Source organism: Rhodococcus sp. CX (assembly GCF_015865005.1).
Classification (GTDB): Bacteria; Actinomycetota; Actinomycetes; order Mycobacteriales; family Mycobacteriaceae; genus Rhodococcus.
The window spans coordinates 6,944-25,547 of sequence record NZ_JADZGH010000031.1; the positions used below are offsets into that span (position 1 = coordinate 6,944).

Sequence of the window (18,604 nt, forward strand, 5' to 3'; positions counted from 1 at the left end):
AGGCGGGTCCCGCGTTCGGACAGGTCACGGATACGGTCGGCGATGTCGTAGTCGGCGAGATTGGGCAGGTTGCAACCGAAGGTGTTCGTGGAGACGGCATCCGCGCCGGCCTCGAAGTACGCGCGGTGGATACCGCGGATCACATCCGGCCGGGAGTCGTTGAGAATCTCGTTGCACCCCTCGAGGCCACGGAAGTCGTCCAGCGACAGATCCGCGGCCTGCAACATGGTGCCCATCGCCCCGTCTCCGACGACAACGCGCCGCGACAGCGCATCGAGCAAGGCAGAGTGCAATGGGGTGGACATGGCCACCAGACTAGTGGGCGCCCCATCGGCCGCTGGCCGTAGGCTGGACAGGTGAGCGAAAGTGAATCCGCCGACGGCACGGAAACGGACGTCCCCGTCCTGCGCAACCCGGTGCTCATCGCCGCGTTCGAAGGGTGGAACGATGCCGGCGACGCCGCCAGCGGCGCCGTCGAACACCTCGAGCTGATCTGGGACGCCGAACCGTTCGCCGAACTCGACTCCGAAGAGTTCTACGACTACCAGGTCAACCGGCCGCAGGTGCGCCTCGTCGACGGCGTCACCCGCGAGATCGACTGGCCGGCCACCCGCCTGTCCGTGTGCTCGCCGCCCGGCAGCGACCGCGACGTCGTGCTCCTGCGCGGCATCGAACCCAACATGCGCTGGCGCAGCTTCTGCGACGCGATCCTCGAACTCGTCGAGGAAATCGGCGCCCACACCGTCGTCATCCTCGGCGCCCTGCTCGCCGACACCCCGCACACCCGGCCCGTCCCGGTCACCGGCACCGCCTACAGCAGTGAAGCCGCCAAGAAGTTCAACCTCGAGAAATCCCGCTACGAAGGCCCCACCGGCATCACCGGGGTCCTGCAGGACGCCTGCGTCCGCCGCGGCATCCCCGCCATCTCGTTCTGGGCGGCGGTCCCGCACTACGTGTCCTCGCCCCCGAACCCCAAGGCCACCGTCGCGCTGCTGCGCCGCGTCGAGGACGTCCTCGACATCGAAGTCCCCCTCGGCGAACTGCCCACCCTCGCCGAGGAATGGGAACAGACCGTCACCGAGATGACCGAGGACGACGAGGACATCACCGAATACGTCCGCACCCTCGAAGAACGCGGCGACGCCGAAACCGACCTCGACGACAGCATCTCCACCATCGACGGCGACGCCATCGCCGCCGAATTCGAGAAGTACCTGCGCCGGAGGGGACCGGGCGGCCTGTCCCAGTGAGCAGCGCCCGCACCACCCTGCAGCGCGCCGCACTGTACGTCGGGGGGTTCCTCGGACCCTTCGGCGGCGGGGTCGTCATCTCGATGCTGCCCGAGATCGGCGCCGACACCGGCGTGAGCACCGGCGACGCCGCCCTCACCATCACCGCCTACCTGGGCCCGTTCGCCCTCGCGATGCTCGTCTCCGGCACCCTCGGCGCCCGCTGGGGCCGCGTTCGGACCGTGCGCACCGCCTACGCCGTGTACGCCCTCGCGGCACTCGCGTCGGCGCTCGCGCCCACCATGACGCTGCTGCTCGGCACCCGGGTCCTGCAAGGCGTCGCCAACGCCTTCACCACCCCACTGCTGCTCGCCGCGCTCGCGATGATCACCCCGAAAGACCAGCTCGGACGCGCCCTCGGCCTGTTCGGCGCCATGCAGGCCGCCGGTCAGACCATCGCACCACTCGTCGGCGGCCTTGCCGCGGAAGTCGGCTGGCGATGTGCCTTCGTGGTGCTCGCCGCGGCCGCCCTCGTGCTCGCCGTGATCGGCCTGCCCAGCGGTGTCGGCCGCCCACCCGACGCCGCCCCCGCCCGGCTCCGCGACGCCCTGCGACCACGCGTGCTGCGCATCGGGGTCGTCGCGCTGCTCGGCTGGGGCGCCCTCGGCGGACTGAGCTTCCTGCTGGCCTTCCGCGCCGAGAACATCTTCGGCCTCGACCCCGCCCCGCGCGGCGCCCTGCTCACCGGATTCGGCATTGCCGGGATCCTCAGCGCGCGGCGCGTCGGCGTCCTCGTCGACCGCATCGGCGCGACCACCACCGTCCTGATCGGCTCGATCGCCGGAGCGGCGCTCGTGATCGTCGTCGGTCTCGCACCCACGCTGTGGCTGGTCGCGGCCGCCTGGTTCGTCGCCGGCATCGCCTCCCAGTGCGTGCTGGTCGGCGTCAACGCCGCGGTGCTCGGCGGAGAAGAACGCAACCGCGGCGGCGCCGTCTCGGTCGTGCAGGCATTCCGGTTCGGCGGCGGCGCCGCGACCCCGATGGCGCTGACCCCGCTGTACGCGGCGGCACCGGTCGCGAGCTTCGTGCTGCCCGCGCTGCTGCTGGCGATCGTCGCGCCGATCGCGATGCCCAAGGACGCCGCGCCACCGAAGGACACCGAAACGCCCGACGACCGGGCTGCGCCCGGTGTGCAGAACCGGCGCCCGGAACCGCCACAAAGGCACACGAGCGCCGGAGGCGCCTGACAGCACCGGACCCGCCGCTGTGAGGTCTTCCTGATCGCCGCTTAACCTCCGTGCCGCCGAACCGTCACCGCGACGTCCGACCCTCGACGCATGACACCGACACCGCCCACCCCGGAGACCCTGCGCCGGCGGCTGCTCGTCGTCGGAAACGGCATGGCCGGCGCACGCACCGTCGAGGAAATCCTTGCGCGCGGCGGTCGCGAGCAGTTCGACATCACCATGATCGGCGACGAGCCGTACGGCAACTACAACCGCATCATGCTCTCGCACGTGCTCGCCGGTGAGGCCGGCGTCGACGACGACGAGCTCGTACTCAACCCCATGAGCTGGTACCGCGAGAACGGCGTCACCCTCTACGCCGGCGACCGCGCGATCGAACTCGACCGGTTCGCCAAGACCGTCACCTGCGAATCCGGCCGCAAGGTCGACTACGACCTGCTGATCGTCGCGACCGGTTCCAACACCTTCTTCCCGAACATGGACGGCCTCCGCGAAACCGACGGCCGCCTCGGCCTCGGCGTCTTCGGATTCCGCACCATCGCCGACACCAACGGCATGCTGCAGATGGCCGAGGCCCACGACGACGTGTCCGCCGTCGTCATCGGTGGCGGCCTCCTCGGTCTCGAGGCCGCCTACGGTCTGCGCACCCAGGGACTCGCCGTCACCGTCGTGCACTCCCCCGGGCACCTGATGAACCAGCAGCTCGACGAGCGCGGCGGGCGCGTGCTGCGCACCGAGATCGAGAAGCGCGGCATCACCGTCCTCACCGGCACCCGCACCACCGCGATCCTGCGCGACGACCGCGGCGCCGTGACCGGCGTGCGCTTCGCCGACGGCGACACCGTCGCCACCGACATGGTCGTCGTCGCCGCCGGCATCCGGCCCAACACCGAATTCGCCCGCAACGGCGGCCTCGTCGTCGAACGCGGCATCCTCGTCGACGACCAGATGCGCTGCGAGGACGAATCCAGCGTCTACGCCGTCGGCGAATGCGCCCAGCACCGCGGGGAGGTGTACGGCCTCGTCGCCCCCGTGTGGGAACAGGCCGTCGTCCTCGCCGAACACCTGACCGGCACCAACCCCGACGCCGCCTACACCGGTTCCCGCACCACCACCAAGCTGAAGGTCGCCGGGATCGACGTCGCCGCGATGGGCGTCAAGGGCCCCGAACGCGAAGACGACGAGTTCGTCCAGTTCTACGATCCGCGCAGCGGCGTGTACAAGGCCGTCGTCGTCCGCGACGGTACCCTGATCGGCGCGATGCTGCTCGGCGACATCGGCAAGGCGTCGATGCTCGCGCAGGCATTCGACGGCAAGATCGACCTCCCCGAGGACCGCGCGGCGCTGCTGTTCGACATCGGCGAACCCCAAGGCCCCGACGTGGCCGCGGACCTGCCCGACGACACCCAGGTGTGCAACTGCAACGGCGTCACCAAGGGCGACCTCGTCGCCTGCGTCCACAGCGGCGCCGCCACCCTCACCGAGGTGTGCGCGAAGACCCGCGCCGGCAAGGGCTGCGGGTCCTGCAAGGGCCTGGTCGCCGACATCGTGGCCTGCGCGGCCGGCGGTGAACTCGCCGACGACCCCGCCGCCGACTGGTACGTCCCGTGCATCCCGCTCAGCAAACCCGATCTGATCGCCGCGATCCGCGCTCGGGACCTGCGCTCGGTGTCGCGGGTGTTCGCCGCGCTCGCACCCGGCGGCGAGGACGCGACCGCGAAGATGCCGCTCGCGTCGCTGCTCCGCGTGGTGTGGGGACCCGACTGGATCGACGAACGCGGCGCCCTGTTCATCAACGACCGCGTGCACGCCAACATCCAGCGCGACGGCACCTTCTCGGTCGTCCCGCAGATGAAGGGCGGCGTCACCACCCCCGACCAGCTGCGCCGCATCGCCGACGTCGCCGACCGCTACTCGGTGCCGATGGTCAAGGTCACCGGCGGCCAGCGCATCGACCTGCTCGGCATCCGCAAGGAAGACCTTCCGAACGTGTGGGCCGACCTGGGCATGCCGTCCGGATACGCCTACGGCAAGTCCGTGCGCACCGTGAAGACCTGCGTCGGCAGCGACTACTGCCGGTTCGGTCTCGGTGACTCCACCTCGCTCGGCATCGCCATCGAGGACCGCTTCCAGGGCCTCGAGACGCCGGCGAAGCTGAAGTTCGCGGTCGCGGGCTGCCCCCGCAACTGCTCCGAGGCACTGTGCAAGGACTTCGGGGTCGTGGCGGTCGGCGACGGCCGCTGGGAGATCTACGTCGGCGGGGCCGCCGGCGCGCACATCCGCAAGGGTGACCTGCTCGCCACCGTCGACTCCGGTGACGAGGTCCTGACCATCGCGGGACGGTTCATCCAGTACTACCGCGAGAACGCCCGATGGCTCGAACGCACCTACGACTTCGTACCGCGCCTGGGCATCGACCGCCTGCAGGCATTGCTGCTCGACGACGAGGAGGACATCGTGACCGGATTGGACGAACGGATCGCGGCCGCGATCGCCGGCTACCGCGACCCGTGGCTCGAACGCACCACACCGAAATCCCCGGCGCAGTTCGCCCCGTCGCTGCCGCTGCTCCCGCTCCCCCAGGTTCCGGTCCGATGACCGCCCTGCACGACGGAGTGACCGTCGACGTCGGAGCGATCACCGACCTCACCGCGGGCGAAGGCCGCACCTACGCCGTCGACGGCCGGCAGATCGCCGTGTACCTGTTGTCCGACGGCACCGTTCGCGCCACGGACGCGATGTGCCCGCACAAGGCCGGTCCGCTCGCCGACGGCCAGATCGACGACGCGGTTGTCGTGTGCCCGCTGCACCAGTACTCGTTCTCCTTCGACACCGGTGCCTGCACCACCCCCGGAATCGGTTCCGTGCGAACCTTTCCGGCCCACGTGGTCGACGGACGGATCCTCCTGACGGTGACCTAGAGGCGATCGACGACCGCAGTGGTTACGGTGGGCGGAACCGACGAAGGCACCGTCCGATGAGCCACCCCGTCATCGTCGAACACAGCTCGATCGCCGCCGCCGAGCCGACCGACGTGTGGACCCGAATCACCGACCCGGCCGGCATCAACGACGAACTGTCACCCCTGCTCGCGATGCGGATGCCGCGCCGGATGCGCGGCACCACCGTCGACCGCGTTCCGGTGGGAGAACCACTCGGGAAAGCTCCGCTACTGCTGTTCGGCGTGCTCCCGGTCGACTACGACGCCCTCACCATCGCCGAACTCGAACCGGGCCGCCGCTTCCACGAGAAGTCGACGATGCTGACCATGCACCGGTGGGAACACGAACGCACACTCACCGCGGCCGGTCCCGGTCGCACCCGCGTGCACGACCGGCTCACGATGGAACTACGTGCCCCTCTGGCGCGACTCCCCTACGGCCACGAGCTGGCCCGCCGGATCGTCACAGGACTCTTCGAGCACCGCCACCGACGCCTCGCACGTCACTTTGCGGGTGTTGTCTGCTCGTAGTGGTTGGTGAGTTACAGGGGACGAGAGTTCGGTTTCGAGGTGATGGGTGTACGGGGGGATGATATTCGGTGTTTCTTTATGTTCCGTCATGCCCGGAATATCTCCCATGGTTGTTGCGGCTGTCCATATCACCACCTCGGAGGTCTGTGGAGTCCCGAGCTTTCGACATCCACCGCGCCGGATTTCCGGTGATCCCAGGGTGATCGCCCGGCGGCGCTCCCCTCCCCCACAACGTCTCACGGGGCGCGTAGACGCTTTTCCCCCTGGGGATTCCGCGTGGTCGACGGGCGTGATCCTTGCCGGCGTCCGATCGAACCGACGACCGCTCCCCCGATCGGATCCGAAGGTCTGGCTCGGCCCTGCTGACGAAGAATGGGGTCGCGCGAGCGGCTAGGTATCGGAAGAGTTCTGCATTTTTGTGAGTTCCGTGCGTTCCAGAATCTTACGCCTGGTGAACTGCAGCTCCGACGTTCCCGTTGCGGGGATACGCTTGCTGTCGCTGCTCTTTCAGCCGGTCGACAGATCGATCCCACCGACGTAGGGAAATTCACATGTCGGAAAACGAACCGGATGTCGTACTGGGGCCCTTCTCCTCTCCGGATGCGCAAGCAACGCCGTGGGCGTCCGCGCTGACGGTTATCGATGCGGCAGAGGTGTTCTGGCTTTCCACCGTGCGCCCGGACGGGCGTCCACACGTGACGCCGTTGCTGGCGGCATGGAGTTTGGGCGGTCTGTGCTTCACGACCGGTGCTCAGGAGCGCAAAGCGCTCAACCTCGAACACAATTCGCACTGTGCGCTCACGACCGGCACGAATTCTCTGACCGGTGTGGACGTCGTCATCGAGGGCGTCGCAACGGCAGTGGGTGAGCGCACCGAACGTGCACAGGCCCTCGCAGACTTCGAGCGGAAGTACGGTCCCCACCTGACCGGCCGCGACGGTGCCTGGAATCGATTGGCCGAAGCCGTCATTGCCGGTGACATCCGGCTCTATCGAGTTGCGCCGACGGTCGGCTTCGCATTCGGCAAGTTGCCGACATCCAGCCAGACCCGCTACACATGGCCGAGCCGGTGAGAGCGATGTCGGCATTGCAGCACCGGATCCGAGGTCTGCTCGACGAATTCGTCGACACCGGAGCCGAAACCGGCTTACAGGTTGCCGTTTACCACCGCGGCACGCTGGTCGTCGACGCCGTCGCGGGCGTCGCCGACAGCCGAACCGGGCGCGCAGTAGCCTCCGAGACCCCGTTCTTCAGCTTCTCCGCCGGCAAGACCATGACTTCACTGATCGCTCACCTGCTCGTGCGGACCGGCGCCCTCGACTACGACACACCGGTAGTCGACCTGTGGCCGGAGTCCGGTGCCCACGGCAAGGAGACCGCGACTCTTCGTCACGTGCTGACCCATACCGTCGGGATACCGGCCATGCCTCGTGACATCGGCCCGGCCGACCTGCCGGATTGGCAGCGGGTCTGCACCGCCATCGCCGACGCCGAACCACGCTGGCGCCCCGGGGCCGAAACCGGATACCACTCGTACACCTTCGGCTATCTCGTCGGCGAGATCGCACGCCGCGCTACCGGCAGAGCGATGCGGCAACTCCTCCGCGACTGGGTCGCCGCACCGCTGGGTCTCGAGGGTGAGCTGTATTTCGCTGTGCCGCGCACCGACCTGGATCGACTGGCACGGCTCGAAGATTCCGTACCGCAACCACTTCCCCCGGACGACGGCATTCTCTCGCCGTGGGAAAGGCAGCCCACCGCAGCCCTGGGCAACAGTCCCGAGATCCTGCAAGCGGACATCCCCTCGGTCGGCACCTTCACCGCGCGAGGAATCGCCGCCGTGCACGCCGCGGTCCTCGACGGCAGGCTCATCGATTCACGCCGACTCGAGGAGGTGACGGCGCCGGCTTTCGAAGGCACCGACCAGGTATTCGGAAACTATGCGCGCATGGCCCTGGGCTATCCCCTCGGCCGCCTCGGTGCTCCGCCGGACGAGACACCCACCACGTTCGGTTGGGTCGGGGGCGGCGGCAGCTACGTCTGCGCCGACACCGCCACCGGCACCGCTTTCGCCATGACCAAGACCCGCCTCACTCCGCATCTCGACACCGCCCGACGACTCGCCGACGTGACCGCAGCCGAGATCCCCCGGCATTCCCGAGACTCGGCACCCTGACGCTCCTCGCGTCACGGGACCCCGATCGTCCGTCCCGTCAGGGTTCGGCGGTCACATCGTCTCCCGGATTGTTCGGTGCCCCGGCCGGACGCCGCCGCAACCAATCGATTCCCATGCCCAACACCACGATCGAGACTCCCACCACCATCACCGACACCCGGTGGCCGTCGCTGCTCGTCGCCGCGATCCCCTTCCCCTGCAACGGTGCGTATGCGGTCCACCCGTACTTCGCGGACAGGGGCACGAGGATCGCCGCAGGGGCCATGAGCGCCGTTACCGCGATCGTCGGCTCCGACGGCAGGCAGGAGGCGATGAGAAACGCGGCCGCGAGGGGGAACAGAACGAGCACGGCGACCCGGTGGATGTTGTCCCCCGCCGGGCTCTCCACCAGGCCGGTCATGGCCACGACCACGAGTCCGACAATGCCGAACCACGGGCAGCGTACCCGGATGCCCACCACCGACCCGAGCGCGGCCGGCACCACCGGAAGCAGCAGCGTCCACCACCGCTCCGTGTACCACGCGAGTTCGCTCGGACCGACGAACGCCACCGCCGTCCCGGCGAGCAGCACAGCGGCCGCCGGACCCGGAATCCAGGCGGCGACGGCGAGCGTAACCGGGATCAGAGCCAGCCCACCCCACCACCAGCCCGAGAACACCGTGGTTCCGTGCAGGCCGCTCACCGACCCGACGAAACGCCAGTGCAGGATCAGCCAGACCGCGGGAAGGACGAGCCCGACCAGCACTCCCCTCCCCCGCAATCGGACGTCTTCCGTGGGGGCGGTCCCGGTGTCCGCCTGCCACATCAGCACGAAGACGGCGAGCACCGCGGCTGCGACGAGCACCAGGAGAACCACGTCGGGCTCGGACGACGCCGGCAGATAGTCAACATACCGGCGTGGAGACGACTCGCGTTCCATCCGCGCAAGAGGTTCGGCACATAGGATCCCCGCGAGAGCTCCTGCAGCGACGGCGATCTGACCGTGCCCCGCAGCGAGGGACGGAACGGTCGCGGCCAGGGCACCGAGGAGCAGGCCCGCCCCGGACGCTGCAGCGAACACCCCGTACTCGCCTCCCCACGGGGCCGCCGAGAGACCCATCAGCACGAGGCCGACCGCGGCCGCAAGCGCACGATGCGACGGAACCCGCACGCCCCAGGCGACCACTGCAGCGATGAATGCGCCCAGGGTCACGCCGACGGCGCCGCCCGAGAACAGCAGACCGATCCTGCTGCCACCGGTGATGAACGCGAACGAGTCGGTGGTGGTCGATGCCAGGGCCGATCCCGCGGCAAACGCTCCGACGGCGAGACACAGTTGGAGACTGCGATAGCGCATGAGCCATACGCTTCAGGACGGCGTGGGTTTCGAACGGGCGGCGCGCCGAGCGGGTGATCAGTTCGAGATATTCCAGGGTTCCGTCCCGACCGGATTCTTTGTCCGGATGGGACGTACGGAACGCAGTCGTAGAGGCCCTACTCGGTGGGCAGCGACCGCAGCGACTTCACCGTCGCATCGACGGCGCGCGCCGCCTCGGCGCCCTTCTTCACGAAGTGCCGGGTGAAGTACTCGACGTGTTCGTCGTGCTCACCCCGCACAACTTCCACGAGCACGACGGAGAAGACCGGCACGTCCGTGTCGAGCTGGACGCGCATCAGGCCGTCGATCACCGCGGTCGCGACGAAATCGTGCCGGTAGATGCCACCGTCGACGACCAGCCCGGCCGCGACGATGCCGTCGTAGCGCCCGGTCTGCGCGAGCCGGCGGGCATGGAGCGGGATCTCGAAAGCACCCGGCACCTCGAAGAACTCCAGAGAGTCCGTGGAATGCCCCAGCGCCACCATCTCGTCGGTGAAGCCCACCCGGGCCTGATCGACGATGCTGCGATGCCACGTGGCCTGGATGAACGCGTACCGACCGAGACTGTCACTCATGGCGTCGAAACTATCGCATCGCGTTCCCCTCCTCCGCGCCGACAGGCGCAGCCGCCTCCCCCCGAGGCCATCCTGGTGACCAAGGGCCCGCACCGGACACTGATTCTGAAATTCTTGCTGTTCCGTTGCAGACAGAGAGAGTACTGTGATGGGTGTGACTGTTGCGGATGATTCCACCGGATCGGTCGAGGTCGTCGGCCCTCGCCCCGAACGCCACATCGACATCTATCGCCGCGCGGTAGCGAGCCTCGAGGCCTGCCTTCCCCTCGGGTGGTCGGTGACCGCCGACCGCGCCCGCTCCCCCGAAGCACCCAAACGCATCCTCGTCACCGCGCCCGACGGAGACTCCGTCTCCTATTCCGTCATCACGTCCCGGGGTGTACTCAGCGGCGACATCGCGCGGATCGCGGCCGAACTCACCGAGTCCGACCGCGGGTTCGTGTGCGCCCACTACCTGTCCGATCCGGTGCGCCGCCAGCTCGACCAGCACGGCATCTCCTACGCCGACGCGACCGGCAATCTCACACTCGTCGCCGCCCGGCCCGCGATCTGGGTGCGCAACCGCGGTGCCGACGCGGATCCGTGGCGCGGGCCCGGCCGGCCCTCGGGCGTGCTGACCGGCGAACCGTCCGAGCGGGTCGTGCGGGCGCTCGCCGACCACGTCGGCGACATGTCGGTTCCCGAGCTGATCAGGCTGTCCGGCGCATCCACCGGCGCCGCGTACCGGGTGGTCGAGGTCCTCACCGAACGTGAACTGATCCGTCGGATCCCCCGCGGCCCTGTCACCTCCGTGCGTTGGGAACCGATGCTGCGTGCGTGGGCGGCGGATCGGAAGCCCTGTGCCACTCGCAGTTTCGCCGCACCCGACGGGCTCGATGCGGTGCGGACCCAGCTCGCCGAGCGTATCGACCTCGGGTATGCCCTGACCGGCGTGGGTGCGACGGACTACGCACCCACGGATCTGCTCGAGGTGTACGCCGACGATCCGGACGAGTTCGCCGCCGCCCTCGGGCTGCGCCCGGTGGACCGCGCCGCGGACGTCGTGGTGGCGATCCCGTGGACGCCGGTGGTCTTCGACCGGATGGAGCGGCGGGAGGGGTTGCGGTTCGTCGCACCCGCGCACGTCTACGCGGATCTGCTGGCCGGACCGTTCCGCAATCCGGACGCGGCCGACCATCTGAGGTCCCGCATGGAGGCGGACGAGTCGTGGTGGCGGCGGCCGGTCGGACGGGGTCTGTGACGGTTCCGCTCAGAGCCCGAGTTCGGTGACGGCATTGCCGACGAGGCCCGCGTGGTGGCGGCTGTAGAGCGCGACCATCCGTTCGTCGGCGTGCCCGGTCTGCGTCATGATCGTCTGCGTCGTGGCGCCGTTGCGCACCGCCTGGGTGACGAATCCGGCACGCAGGCTGTGCCCGCCGAGCGTGGCCACGAGTTCCGGGCTGAACCCGGCCTGGCGGGCCCGCCGCCGGATCATCGAGTGCACCGACTGGCCGGTGAGGACTCCCGAACCGATCGACCCGGTGCGATGGACGGGCCGGAACAGGGCACGGTCCGGGCCGGCCGTCTTCGACGCCAGGCCGCGGCAGTGGTGGTCGCCGAGTTCGTCCACCGCATCCTCGAGCAATGACACCGCGGCCGCACGACCACCGTCGTCCCACACGTCGAGCACCTCGCGCCACCGCCGGTACGCGCACACCGGGCAGGTCTGCGGATCGCGGCCGTACGGCAGCGTGACGACGCGGCCGTGGGCGTCGCGGTCGGTCTTGGAACGACGGATGGTGACGTAGAGGCCGTCCGAGCGGTGCGCGACGACGTCGGAGACCGCGATGCCGCACAGTTCCGAGCGTCGCAGCGCACCGGCGAGCCCCATGAGCAGCAACGCCGAATCGCGACGTTCGGCGACCCGGTCCGCGAACCCGGTCGAGGCCGCACGCATGGTCCCCACGATGGCCCGCACGTCCTCGGTGAGCAGCGGCGTGCGCCGAGCGGCGGGGGTCGCGCGACTGCGCCGGATTCCCCGCAGCAGATCGCGCACGGTCTCGTTCCGCCCCGGGACCGGCAGGCCGGCGAGAGCGTGCACCTTGTTGATCGTCGCGACCCACCGCGCCAGAGTGGACGGCGCATATGCCCACCGGCCGTCGGGACGGAGGTCGCCGGACTTCTCGGTGAGATACCAGCCGAGCAGTTCCGGCGACGCGGGCAGCGGGGTGTTTCCGGATCCCTCACACCAGCGGACGAACTTGTCCCAGTCGGCGGTGTGCGCGGCACGGGTGTTGTCGGAGGACGCCTTCTCGCGCAGCCGGCGCATCGCATCCTCGGCGCCGTCCGGGAGATTCGGTGGCGCCCCGGCCGGTCCGGGAGGCGCGGGAGCGCCGGAGGACACCAGTTCCGCGCCACCGTCATCTTTCGTCACTGTGACACTCTCCTTCGTCCCGGCCCCGTCCGACTCAACGCACCGTATCCACCGCGGTGGAGCACCGCCCGATGCGACGATGGATCGGCGTGTCGACCGGACAACCCACCACCTCTCGAGGGAGGGCCATGAACATCCACGCCGTCGCCGATCCTCTGCCGACCGCCGGTGCCCGCGTCTACGGAGAACCGCACGAGACGGCGGACGGCACCACCATCATCACCGTGACGGACCTCCGGCGCCCCTGGTTCCGGCGCAACGATGCGGCGCCGGTTCCGAAGCCGTTGGGGGTCTACGTCGTTCACCACGGTGAGGTCCGCTGGGAAGCGGCGGTCGACGGGACGCGGATCGCGCTGACGGGCGAGCTGATCGGGTTGGTCGCCGCCACGATCGCCACCCTCGCCATTCTCCGCCGGCCGCCGTGGCCGGATGTGCGCATCGGCTGACGCTCGCAGCCCATTCCCCCTGGTCGAAGGGCATTTTTCGCCGGCACCCCAGGGGCGCCCGGCACTGCGGTGCCGGGCGTGCCCCACCCCTACCCAGTTTTTCGAGCCCCGCGCGACCTTGATCGTCATAAGCGGGGATTATGACGATCAAAAGGAATACATGCGGACATATGCATGTACGCATGCTTAGAACATGATTTCCGAAACCCAAGACAAAACAACCACCCATCCTGCAAAGAGCACCCGTCGCTACCTGCAGTTTTGGCGACATTTGGCATTCTATTTCGTTTCGTTTCAAGTAGCGTTACGTGTATTGTTATGTTATAAATGTTGTTCAAGGTGCTGAAGGGGCCGAAAATGGGCGAGAACGAAGCTGTCGAGGAGTCGAAGCCGCGCGTCGGCAGGCCGCGCAAGTACGCCTCCCCCGCCGATCGGGTGCGCGCACACCGCGAACGGGAACGACAGCGGAAGGAAGCGGCCCAGCTCGCCGAACTCACCTCCCCCGCGGATCCGGCCGAAGGCGCGAGCAACCTCGCGGCGGCGGTGTCGTCACTGCGCGCGTTGACCGCGGCGAGCCTCGAGCAGTACAACGCCGTCGCGGCGCAGATCACGGCAGCCGTCGACAAGCTCACCGATCCCGCGGCGCTCGAAGCACAGCTGAACCGGGCCTCGACCGAACTTGCCAAGGTGAAGGCCGATGCGGACGCGAAGATCGTCCGCCTGCGCGAGCAGCTGGCGCAGGCGACCGAGGATCGCGAGAACGCCGATGCTGCGGTGAGTGCCGTCGACGCCGAACTCGCCGACGCCCGCGCCGCCCACGCCGAGCAGCTCCGGGAGCTTCGGGAAACGCATCACGCCGAACTCGCGCGGATGGCCGACGAGCACGCCGCGACGTTGAGCCGCTGGCAGGAACAGCTCGCCGATACGCAGGAGGAGCACGAGCAGATCACCGCGGAACTGCGGAGCACCGTCTCCGAGCTGACCGCGAAGATCACCGAGACCCGGGACCTACTCGAGCGGGCCGGTGAGGAGCGCGATCGCCTGGCCGCCGACCTGCAGGACACGCGCGCCGAACTCGCGCGCGTCCGCGCTTCGCTCGAGCGGGAGTCCGCCGCGCTCGAACGCGTCGAATCGGAGCTGGGCGCCGAGCGCACACGCAGCGCGGACCTGCGCGATCACCTCGAGCAGGCACGCGTCGCGGCCGCGTCGTCGGCGGCGGCCGAGGCCGCCGCGCGCGACCGCGGGGACGAACTGCGCGCCGAAATCGCCGAACTGCGAACCGAACTCACGGCCGCCCGTGCTCTTCGCGCTACCGAAAGCACCGAGAACGTCGCCGAAGACACCAAGAACCAAGACACTGAGAAGGAGAAGCATCCCCCGGCGTAGCGACCGGTACCGCCTGCGAGCGGCCGGCGCAGGGAGTCAGGCCGCGCAGACCCCGAACACGGGGAACCGGTCGGCGGGGCGGGCGGACCGCAATTCCACCCGTACCGGCGCGTCGGCGGTATCGGGGAACGAACCTTCGATCTTCGAGTAGACCCATGGTCCGTCGTCGAGTTCGACGATCGCGATCGTGAACGGCTCCTGGTCGCGGTGCCGTCCGTGCGACGCGTGGTGCAGCACTTTCCACGACACGATCGAGCCGGCACCGGAACAACACACCGACTGAAGTTCCGCGCTTCCGCACGAGGAGCACTTCGGCGTCTGGGGTGCGAAGTGGGTGTCGCAGTCGTCGCACCGCAGGATGGTCAGGGCGTTGCGCGTCGTGGAGCCCGGGCGAACGGGGTCGAGGTCGGCGGCCATCGAGGTCCTTTCCGCGATAGGGATCGTCTGCAAGACACAGCCGGAGCACCGCGTCGGCTGTGTTTTGTCCCCATCGAGGGTGACGGCGGGACTCCCGTCGTCACCCTCATTCGACGGTAGGTCGCTTCCGTCCGGATTCCTTCGGGCTGCCGGCACACAGAGCCGGTGGCGCGCTGGGCTGTCCGCACAAGAACATCGGCCCCGTCCAGCGCTGCGATGTGAGGTTCGTCCCGCACGAGGTCTCGGGTGAGGACCGTCACGCCGTCGACCGCGTTCGGACCGACGACGACACTGTGCGCTCCGCCCAAGCGTCGCAACATTCAGTGTGCACGCAGACCGGTGAATCCTCCCTAGGACACTCCTACCGTCGAACAGGAAGGTGCAACCCGGTGGACGGGTCGCACTCGGCCCCTGTCGCTTCTCCTGCGGATCGATCGAGTGGGCACGAGTTCCCCCGTAAGGAGTTCATTCACATGACCACCGGACCTCACCTGCACGCGCCGTCGCACCTGCTCGAGGGGCCCCGAACGTACCGCATGCACCATGGCCTTCACGAACCCACCGCCGTTCTGCGCCGGGAGTTCCGCGGTGCCAGCCTGCAGGCGCGGCTTCTGGCACGGTCGATGCGGATGACGCTGCGACCACTGCTCGGACTGTGGGGCCGCGCCCCCGGACTGCCGTGGCCCACCGGGTTGCTCGACCTCGCCGGAACCCTGCTACCGCCCATCGAGGGAACCCGGTGTCGTCCGGTCGTCCTGACGAACTGTGGCGGGTCCTGGGTCGAGGCGCCCGGGGCCGGGGACGAGCGCGTCGTTCTGTACATGCACGGTGGCGCCTTCCTGTGCGGTGGCCTGAAGAGCCACCAGCGCCTCGTCTCCCGGATCTCCGCGGAGGCCGAGGCAGCGGTGCTGGCGGTCGACTACCGGATGCTGCCCGCCCACTCCATCGGAGATGCGGTCGACGACGGGGTGGATGCCTACGAGTGGTTGCTGTCCCGGGGTTACCGGCCCGATCAGATCGTCGTGGCGGGAGACTCCGCCGGCGGTTACCTGGCATTCATGATCCCGCTGGCTCTGCGGGACCGGGGCTTGCCGGCGCCCGGGGCCATCGTGGCGCTCTCGCCGCTGACGGAGCTGGATCCCAGCCGCAAGCTGGGACATTCGAACGCGGAACGCTGTGCGCTGTTGCCGGGGAATGCGTTCGAGGGGCTGGCCGGTCTGTCCTACCGTCGCGACGCCCGCGTGCGTGCCGGGTCCGACAGGCCCGGCCGGGTGTGCCCGGTGGACGCGGATCTGTCGGGCATGCCGCCCGTCCTCATCCAGGTCGGCTCACACGAGTTGCTCCTGGTCGACGCCGAGCTGATCGCCGATCGCCTCGCCTGGTCCGGCACCCGATGCGAACTGCAGGTCTGGGACCGGCAGGTGCACGTCTTCCAGGCCGCGGCCGACCTGCTGCCCGAATCGCTGCAGGCGATCGGCGAGATCGGAGAGTTCATCCGGGCCACCGTTCCGAGCCGCATGGCGGCCGCCGGTTAGGCGGGGTGTCGGCGGCCGGGGATCTTCGTTCACCTGGCCGATGCGGGAGTCGCGGTCGGCGCGGTGAGCACGGCCGAGCCGAGCCAATGGCACAGAGCCAGGGCGTTCTCGAGGTCGAGCCGGGACTCCCGCACGCTCCGGCCGAGCAGTTCTTCGGCCTTGTTGATCCGATACGCGACGGAGTTGCGGTGCATGTGCAACTGGGTCGCCGCGGCGATGTAACTGCCTCCGCTGGAGAGGAACTCGAACAGGGTACGACGCAGCTGCTCGGCGCCGAGATCGTCTGCGGCGAGCGGCCCCAGGACCTCACCGACCCACGACCGGGCCGCGTCGAGGTCGTGGCACATCAACGCCACCGCCCCGACCGCGCTGATCGGAACGAATCGCGGTCCCGGCAGCTGCGAGGCCTGCGCCACCGATCTGGCCTGAGCGGCCTGCCGATGGGTGCGGACGAACCCGTCGACTCCGTCCTGCGGGTCTCCGAAGGAAACGATGAACGGGCGCTCCCAGCCTGCGACGATCGGGGTCAGCTCCGTGAATTCGACCTGCGAGACCCCACCGAGCGGAATCCACGCCCAGCCCGTGTGTTCGTCGAACGGTTCGAACAGCGCCCGGCTTCCCGCCCCGAAATAGTCCGCGAGCGTGGTCACCGCCTGTTCGAGTTCGGTCAGCTCGTTGTCGGCGGTCTCGGTGTCGTCGGTCCAGACCATCACGCCCAGGTGGTGCTGGCCGAGACGGTAGCCGAGGGTGGCTTCGGCGTCCGTGACCTCGATCGGGCGGCCCGCGAGGATGTCGTGAATCCGCGCGGAACGGGACGCGTTGCGGTTGAACAGCCACATGTCGCGCTCGGCCTCGTACACCCCGAGCAGGCGCTGGGACACCCCGTCGATGCCGGCGGACAGTTTCGTCAGGATCATCACGCCCGCCTGCATGACCGCCTCCGTGTCGTTGCCGAGGCCCGCGAGCACCTCGAGGCACCACCGGAGGATGCAGTCCTGTGCGAGGCGATTGCTCCGATCCACGACCGTGACCGGTAGTCCCTGCCGGGCGAGCGTCCGGACGAGACCGTACGACGCGTCGGGGATCTCGATCTCGTCGAGGTCGTCGCGCAGGAACCGGGTGATGACGGCGACGCCGTCCCACGCGGCCCGGTCGAGTGCGCCCCGGGTCGGACGATCCGCGGACATCGCGCCGATTTCCGAGGTGAGCCGGTCGATCATGGCTTGCGCGATCTCGCCTTGCCGCGTGACCGAGAGTTCGGCGACCTCGGCCACCAAGGCGCGGGCAACAGCACCGGAGTCGGCACCGCCACGAGCCTGGGCATGTACTTCGCGACCGGTCATCTTCCTCGTTTCCGGAGAACTTCCGATGAACGAGCGTACTGCGTCGGCGGGGGATCCGGCGGCCGATGCGCGGCCGCCACCCGGTACGTCAGCTACGTCGAGCGGCCGCGAGCCGGACGTGGGTGTTGGCCGATCCGTATCCGTCGTACCCGCCGCGACGTTCCAGAATCTCGACCTGGAAACCGCCCTCCCCCGGGACGGTGTAGGCGTGCAACAACTCTCCCGTGGCGTTCCGGTCGTAGAGCAGATCGTGCTTACGGAGCAGGACGAGCAGATCGGGATCGAGGGCGAAGCGAGCGTCGAGATCGGCGTAGTAGTTGTCGGGTGGGCTGAGCAGTTCGACGCCGCGGGAACGGATGCGCCGCACTGCGTCGACGACATCGGGTGTCGCGAACGCCATCTGGGTGATGCCGTGCTGCTGTGCTCCGGCGCCGCTGTCGGAAACGGTGAGAGCGACACGCAGATCGCCCTTCTCCGCGCGCAGCGCGCGAATGCGCAGCCGTCCCTCCGGCTGGATGTATTCCTCGGAACTCACCGGGTGCAGGCCGAACAAGGTGCGGAAGAACGAGAGCTCTTCGTTGAGCTGATCGGCGGAGACGGCGACGTCGAGGTGGTCGAGCCCGAGCCACCCGTTATCCGGTGCGCGCTCGTCGTCGGCGACGAAGTCGGTGTGCCAGTCGTCGGTCTCGCCGGGTTCGGCGCTGACGAACACGTGCAGGCCGGACGGCGACGTGATCCCCGGCAGGTCGGCCTCGCCCTCACCTCGCGTCTTGTCGACGGCGGGCCACAACAGTGCCGCGGCGCGCTCGGCGACGTCCGCGACCGGCGGCGCGACCAGCCCGAACGCGGTCGCGGCGGGGCCCGGTGCTGCTTCGTTGACCACCACGTGCGCGCCGCCGTTGCGCCACCACACGACGGGTTTGGTGCGATGCCGACCCGCGACGTGAAAGCCCAGTCCGGACAACAGGCCGGGATATACCGATCCGGTGGGGTCGGACAGTTCGACGA

Annotated in this window: 17 protein-coding genes and 1 pseudogene; 11 read left to right on the forward strand and 7 right to left on the reverse strand. The window is 69.0% G+C overall.

Annotated elements, in window-relative coordinates:
• A pseudogene (locus I0Q12_RS31740) lies at positions 1 to 305 on the reverse strand (homocysteine S-methyltransferase family protein); the annotation flags it as partial.
• Positions 306 to 356: 51 nt separating this feature from the next.
• Between I0Q12_RS31740 and I0Q12_RS02630 the strand changes: the two are divergent.
• The 7 genes from I0Q12_RS02630 to I0Q12_RS02660 all read left to right on the forward strand — a co-directional run bounded on the left by I0Q12_RS02630 (position 357) and on the right by I0Q12_RS02660 (position 8,124).
• Complete coding sequence (locus I0Q12_RS02630; protein WP_197250472.1) at positions 357 to 1,250, forward strand: PAC2 family protein; 894 nt, start codon at positions 357 to 359, stop codon at positions 1,248 to 1,250.
• A complete protein-coding gene (locus tag I0Q12_RS02635) occupies positions 1,247 to 2,476 on the forward strand; it encodes an MFS transporter (protein ID WP_197250473.1) in 1,230 nt (409 codons plus the stop codon). Before I0Q12_RS02630 ends, I0Q12_RS02635 begins: the two co-directional genes overlap by 4 nt.
• A gap of 90 nt (positions 2,477 to 2,566) precedes the next feature.
• A complete protein-coding gene (gene nirB, locus I0Q12_RS02640; RefSeq protein WP_197250474.1) occupies positions 2,567 to 5,074 on the forward strand; it encodes a nitrite reductase large subunit NirB in 2,508 nt (835 codons plus the stop codon).
• Positions 5,071 to 5,397: a nitrite reductase small subunit NirD gene (nirD, locus tag I0Q12_RS02645; RefSeq protein ID WP_197250475.1), complete on the forward strand. Its 327-nt coding sequence runs from the start codon at positions 5,071 to 5,073 to the stop codon at positions 5,395 to 5,397. The genes nirB and nirD overlap by 4 nt, the downstream gene beginning before the upstream one ends.
• A 56-nt stretch (positions 5,398 to 5,453) precedes the next feature.
• A complete protein-coding gene (locus I0Q12_RS02650) occupies positions 5,454 to 5,948 on the forward strand; it encodes a hypothetical protein (RefSeq protein ID WP_197250476.1) in 495 nt (164 codons plus the stop codon).
• Between the two features lie 551 nt (positions 5,949 to 6,499).
• Positions 6,500 to 7,021 (forward strand): pyridoxamine 5'-phosphate oxidase family protein, encoded by a 522-nt coding sequence (locus I0Q12_RS02655; protein ID WP_197250477.1) that lies wholly within the window; start codon positions 6,500 to 6,502, stop codon positions 7,019 to 7,021.
• 5 nt (positions 7,022 to 7,026) lie between these two features.
• Positions 7,027 to 8,124, forward strand: a complete 1,098-nt coding sequence (locus I0Q12_RS02660) for a serine hydrolase domain-containing protein (RefSeq protein WP_197250478.1) — start codon at positions 7,027 to 7,029, stop codon at positions 8,122 to 8,124.
• A gap of 37 nt (positions 8,125 to 8,161) precedes the next feature.
• Here the strand turns inward: I0Q12_RS02660 and I0Q12_RS02665 are convergent, their stop codons facing one another.
• A complete protein-coding gene (locus I0Q12_RS02665; RefSeq protein ID WP_197250479.1) occupies positions 8,162 to 9,460 on the reverse strand; it encodes a hypothetical protein in 1,299 nt (432 codons plus the stop codon).
• Positions 9,461 to 9,597: 137 nt separating this feature from the next.
• Positions 9,598 to 10,056, reverse strand: coding sequence for a 6,7-dimethyl-8-ribityllumazine synthase (locus tag I0Q12_RS02670; protein WP_197250480.1), 459 nt, complete (start codon positions 10,054 to 10,056; stop codon positions 9,598 to 9,600).
• A 154-nt stretch (positions 10,057 to 10,210) separates the two neighbouring features.
• Here I0Q12_RS02670 and I0Q12_RS02675 point away from each other — a divergent pair, with 154 nt between their 5' ends.
• Positions 10,211 to 11,296, forward strand: a complete 1,086-nt coding sequence (locus tag I0Q12_RS02675; RefSeq protein ID WP_307845983.1) for a helix-turn-helix domain-containing protein — start codon at positions 10,211 to 10,213, stop codon at positions 11,294 to 11,296.
• 9 nt (positions 11,297 to 11,305) lie between these two features.
• Here the strand turns inward: I0Q12_RS02675 and I0Q12_RS02680 are convergent, their stop codons facing one another.
• Positions 11,306 to 12,364, reverse strand: coding sequence for a tyrosine-type recombinase/integrase (locus I0Q12_RS02680; protein WP_197250496.1), 1,059 nt, complete (start codon positions 12,362 to 12,364; stop codon positions 11,306 to 11,308).
• Between the two features lie 233 nt (positions 12,365 to 12,597).
• Between I0Q12_RS02680 and I0Q12_RS02685 the strand changes: the two genes are divergently transcribed.
• Positions 12,598 to 12,915, forward strand: a complete 318-nt coding sequence (locus tag I0Q12_RS02685; RefSeq protein ID WP_197250482.1) for a hypothetical protein — start codon at positions 12,598 to 12,600, stop codon at positions 12,913 to 12,915.
• Between the two features lie 357 nt (positions 12,916 to 13,272).
• Positions 13,273 to 14,301, forward strand: a complete 1,029-nt coding sequence (locus I0Q12_RS02690) for a hypothetical protein (RefSeq protein WP_197250483.1) — start codon at positions 13,273 to 13,275, stop codon at positions 14,299 to 14,301.
• A gap of 36 nt (positions 14,302 to 14,337) precedes the next feature.
• On the opposite strand, the gene I0Q12_RS02695 is transcribed toward I0Q12_RS02690, so the two are convergent.
• Positions 14,338 to 14,718: a Zn-ribbon domain-containing OB-fold protein gene (locus I0Q12_RS02695; RefSeq protein ID WP_197250484.1), complete on the reverse strand. Its 381-nt coding sequence runs from the start codon at positions 14,716 to 14,718 to the stop codon at positions 14,338 to 14,340.
• A 473-nt stretch (positions 14,719 to 15,191) separates the two neighbouring features.
• Here I0Q12_RS02695 and I0Q12_RS02700 point away from each other — a divergent pair, with 473 nt between their 5' ends.
• On the forward strand, positions 15,192 to 16,253 hold the full coding sequence (locus I0Q12_RS02700) for an alpha/beta hydrolase (RefSeq protein ID WP_231609872.1): 1,062 nt from the start codon (positions 15,192 to 15,194) through the stop codon (positions 16,251 to 16,253).
• Between the two features lie 29 nt (positions 16,254 to 16,282).
• Here the strand turns inward: I0Q12_RS02700 and I0Q12_RS02705 are convergent, their stop codons facing one another.
• Positions 16,283 to 17,596: a CdaR family transcriptional regulator gene (locus I0Q12_RS02705; protein WP_197250485.1), complete on the reverse strand. Its 1,314-nt coding sequence runs from the start codon at positions 17,594 to 17,596 to the stop codon at positions 16,283 to 16,285.
• Between the two features lie 88 nt (positions 17,597 to 17,684).
• Positions 17,685 to 18,604: VOC family protein (locus tag I0Q12_RS31745; protein ID WP_231609873.1), on the reverse strand; the 920-nt coding region annotated here is incomplete at its 5' end.

Excerpts from the sequence above, each read along its gene's own strand:
- I0Q12_RS02670 (WP_197250480.1), bottom strand. The coding sequence starts at position 10,056 with ATGAGTGACAGTCTCGGTCGGTACGCGTTCATCCAGGCCACGTGGCAT.
- I0Q12_RS02690 (WP_197250483.1), top strand. The coding sequence starts at position 13,273 with ATGGGCGAGAACGAAGCTGTCGAGGAGTCGAAGCCGCGCGTCGGCAGG.
- I0Q12_RS02705 (WP_197250485.1), bottom strand. The coding sequence starts at position 17,596 with ATGACCGGTCGCGAAGTACATGCCCAGGCTCGTGGCGGTGCCGACTCC.
- I0Q12_RS02680 (WP_197250496.1), bottom strand. The coding sequence starts at position 12,364 with ATGCGCCGGCTGCGCGAGAAGGCGTCCTCCGACAACACCCGTGCCGCG.
- I0Q12_RS02660 (WP_197250478.1), top strand. The coding sequence starts at position 7,027 with ATGTCGGCATTGCAGCACCGGATCCGAGGTCTGCTCGACGAATTCGTC.
- I0Q12_RS02695 (WP_197250484.1), bottom strand. The coding sequence starts at position 14,718 with ATGGCCGCCGACCTCGACCCCGTTCGCCCGGGCTCCACGACGCGCAAC.
- I0Q12_RS02655 (WP_197250477.1), top strand. The coding sequence starts at position 6,500 with ATGTCGGAAAACGAACCGGATGTCGTACTGGGGCCCTTCTCCTCTCCG.
- nirD (WP_197250475.1), top strand. The coding sequence starts at position 5,071 with ATGACCGCCCTGCACGACGGAGTGACCGTCGACGTCGGAGCGATCACC.
- nirB (WP_197250474.1), top strand. The coding sequence starts at position 2,567 with ATGACACCGACACCGCCCACCCCGGAGACCCTGCGCCGGCGGCTGCTC.
- I0Q12_RS02650 (WP_197250476.1), top strand. The coding sequence starts at position 5,454 with ATGAGCCACCCCGTCATCGTCGAACACAGCTCGATCGCCGCCGCCGAG.
- I0Q12_RS02665 (WP_197250479.1), bottom strand. The coding sequence starts at position 9,460 with ATGCGCTATCGCAGTCTCCAACTGTGTCTCGCCGTCGGAGCGTTTGCC.
- I0Q12_RS02700 (WP_231609872.1), top strand. The coding sequence starts at position 15,192 with ATGACCACCGGACCTCACCTGCACGCGCCGTCGCACCTGCTCGAGGGG.
- I0Q12_RS02685 (WP_197250482.1), top strand. The coding sequence starts at position 12,598 with ATGAACATCCACGCCGTCGCCGATCCTCTGCCGACCGCCGGTGCCCGC.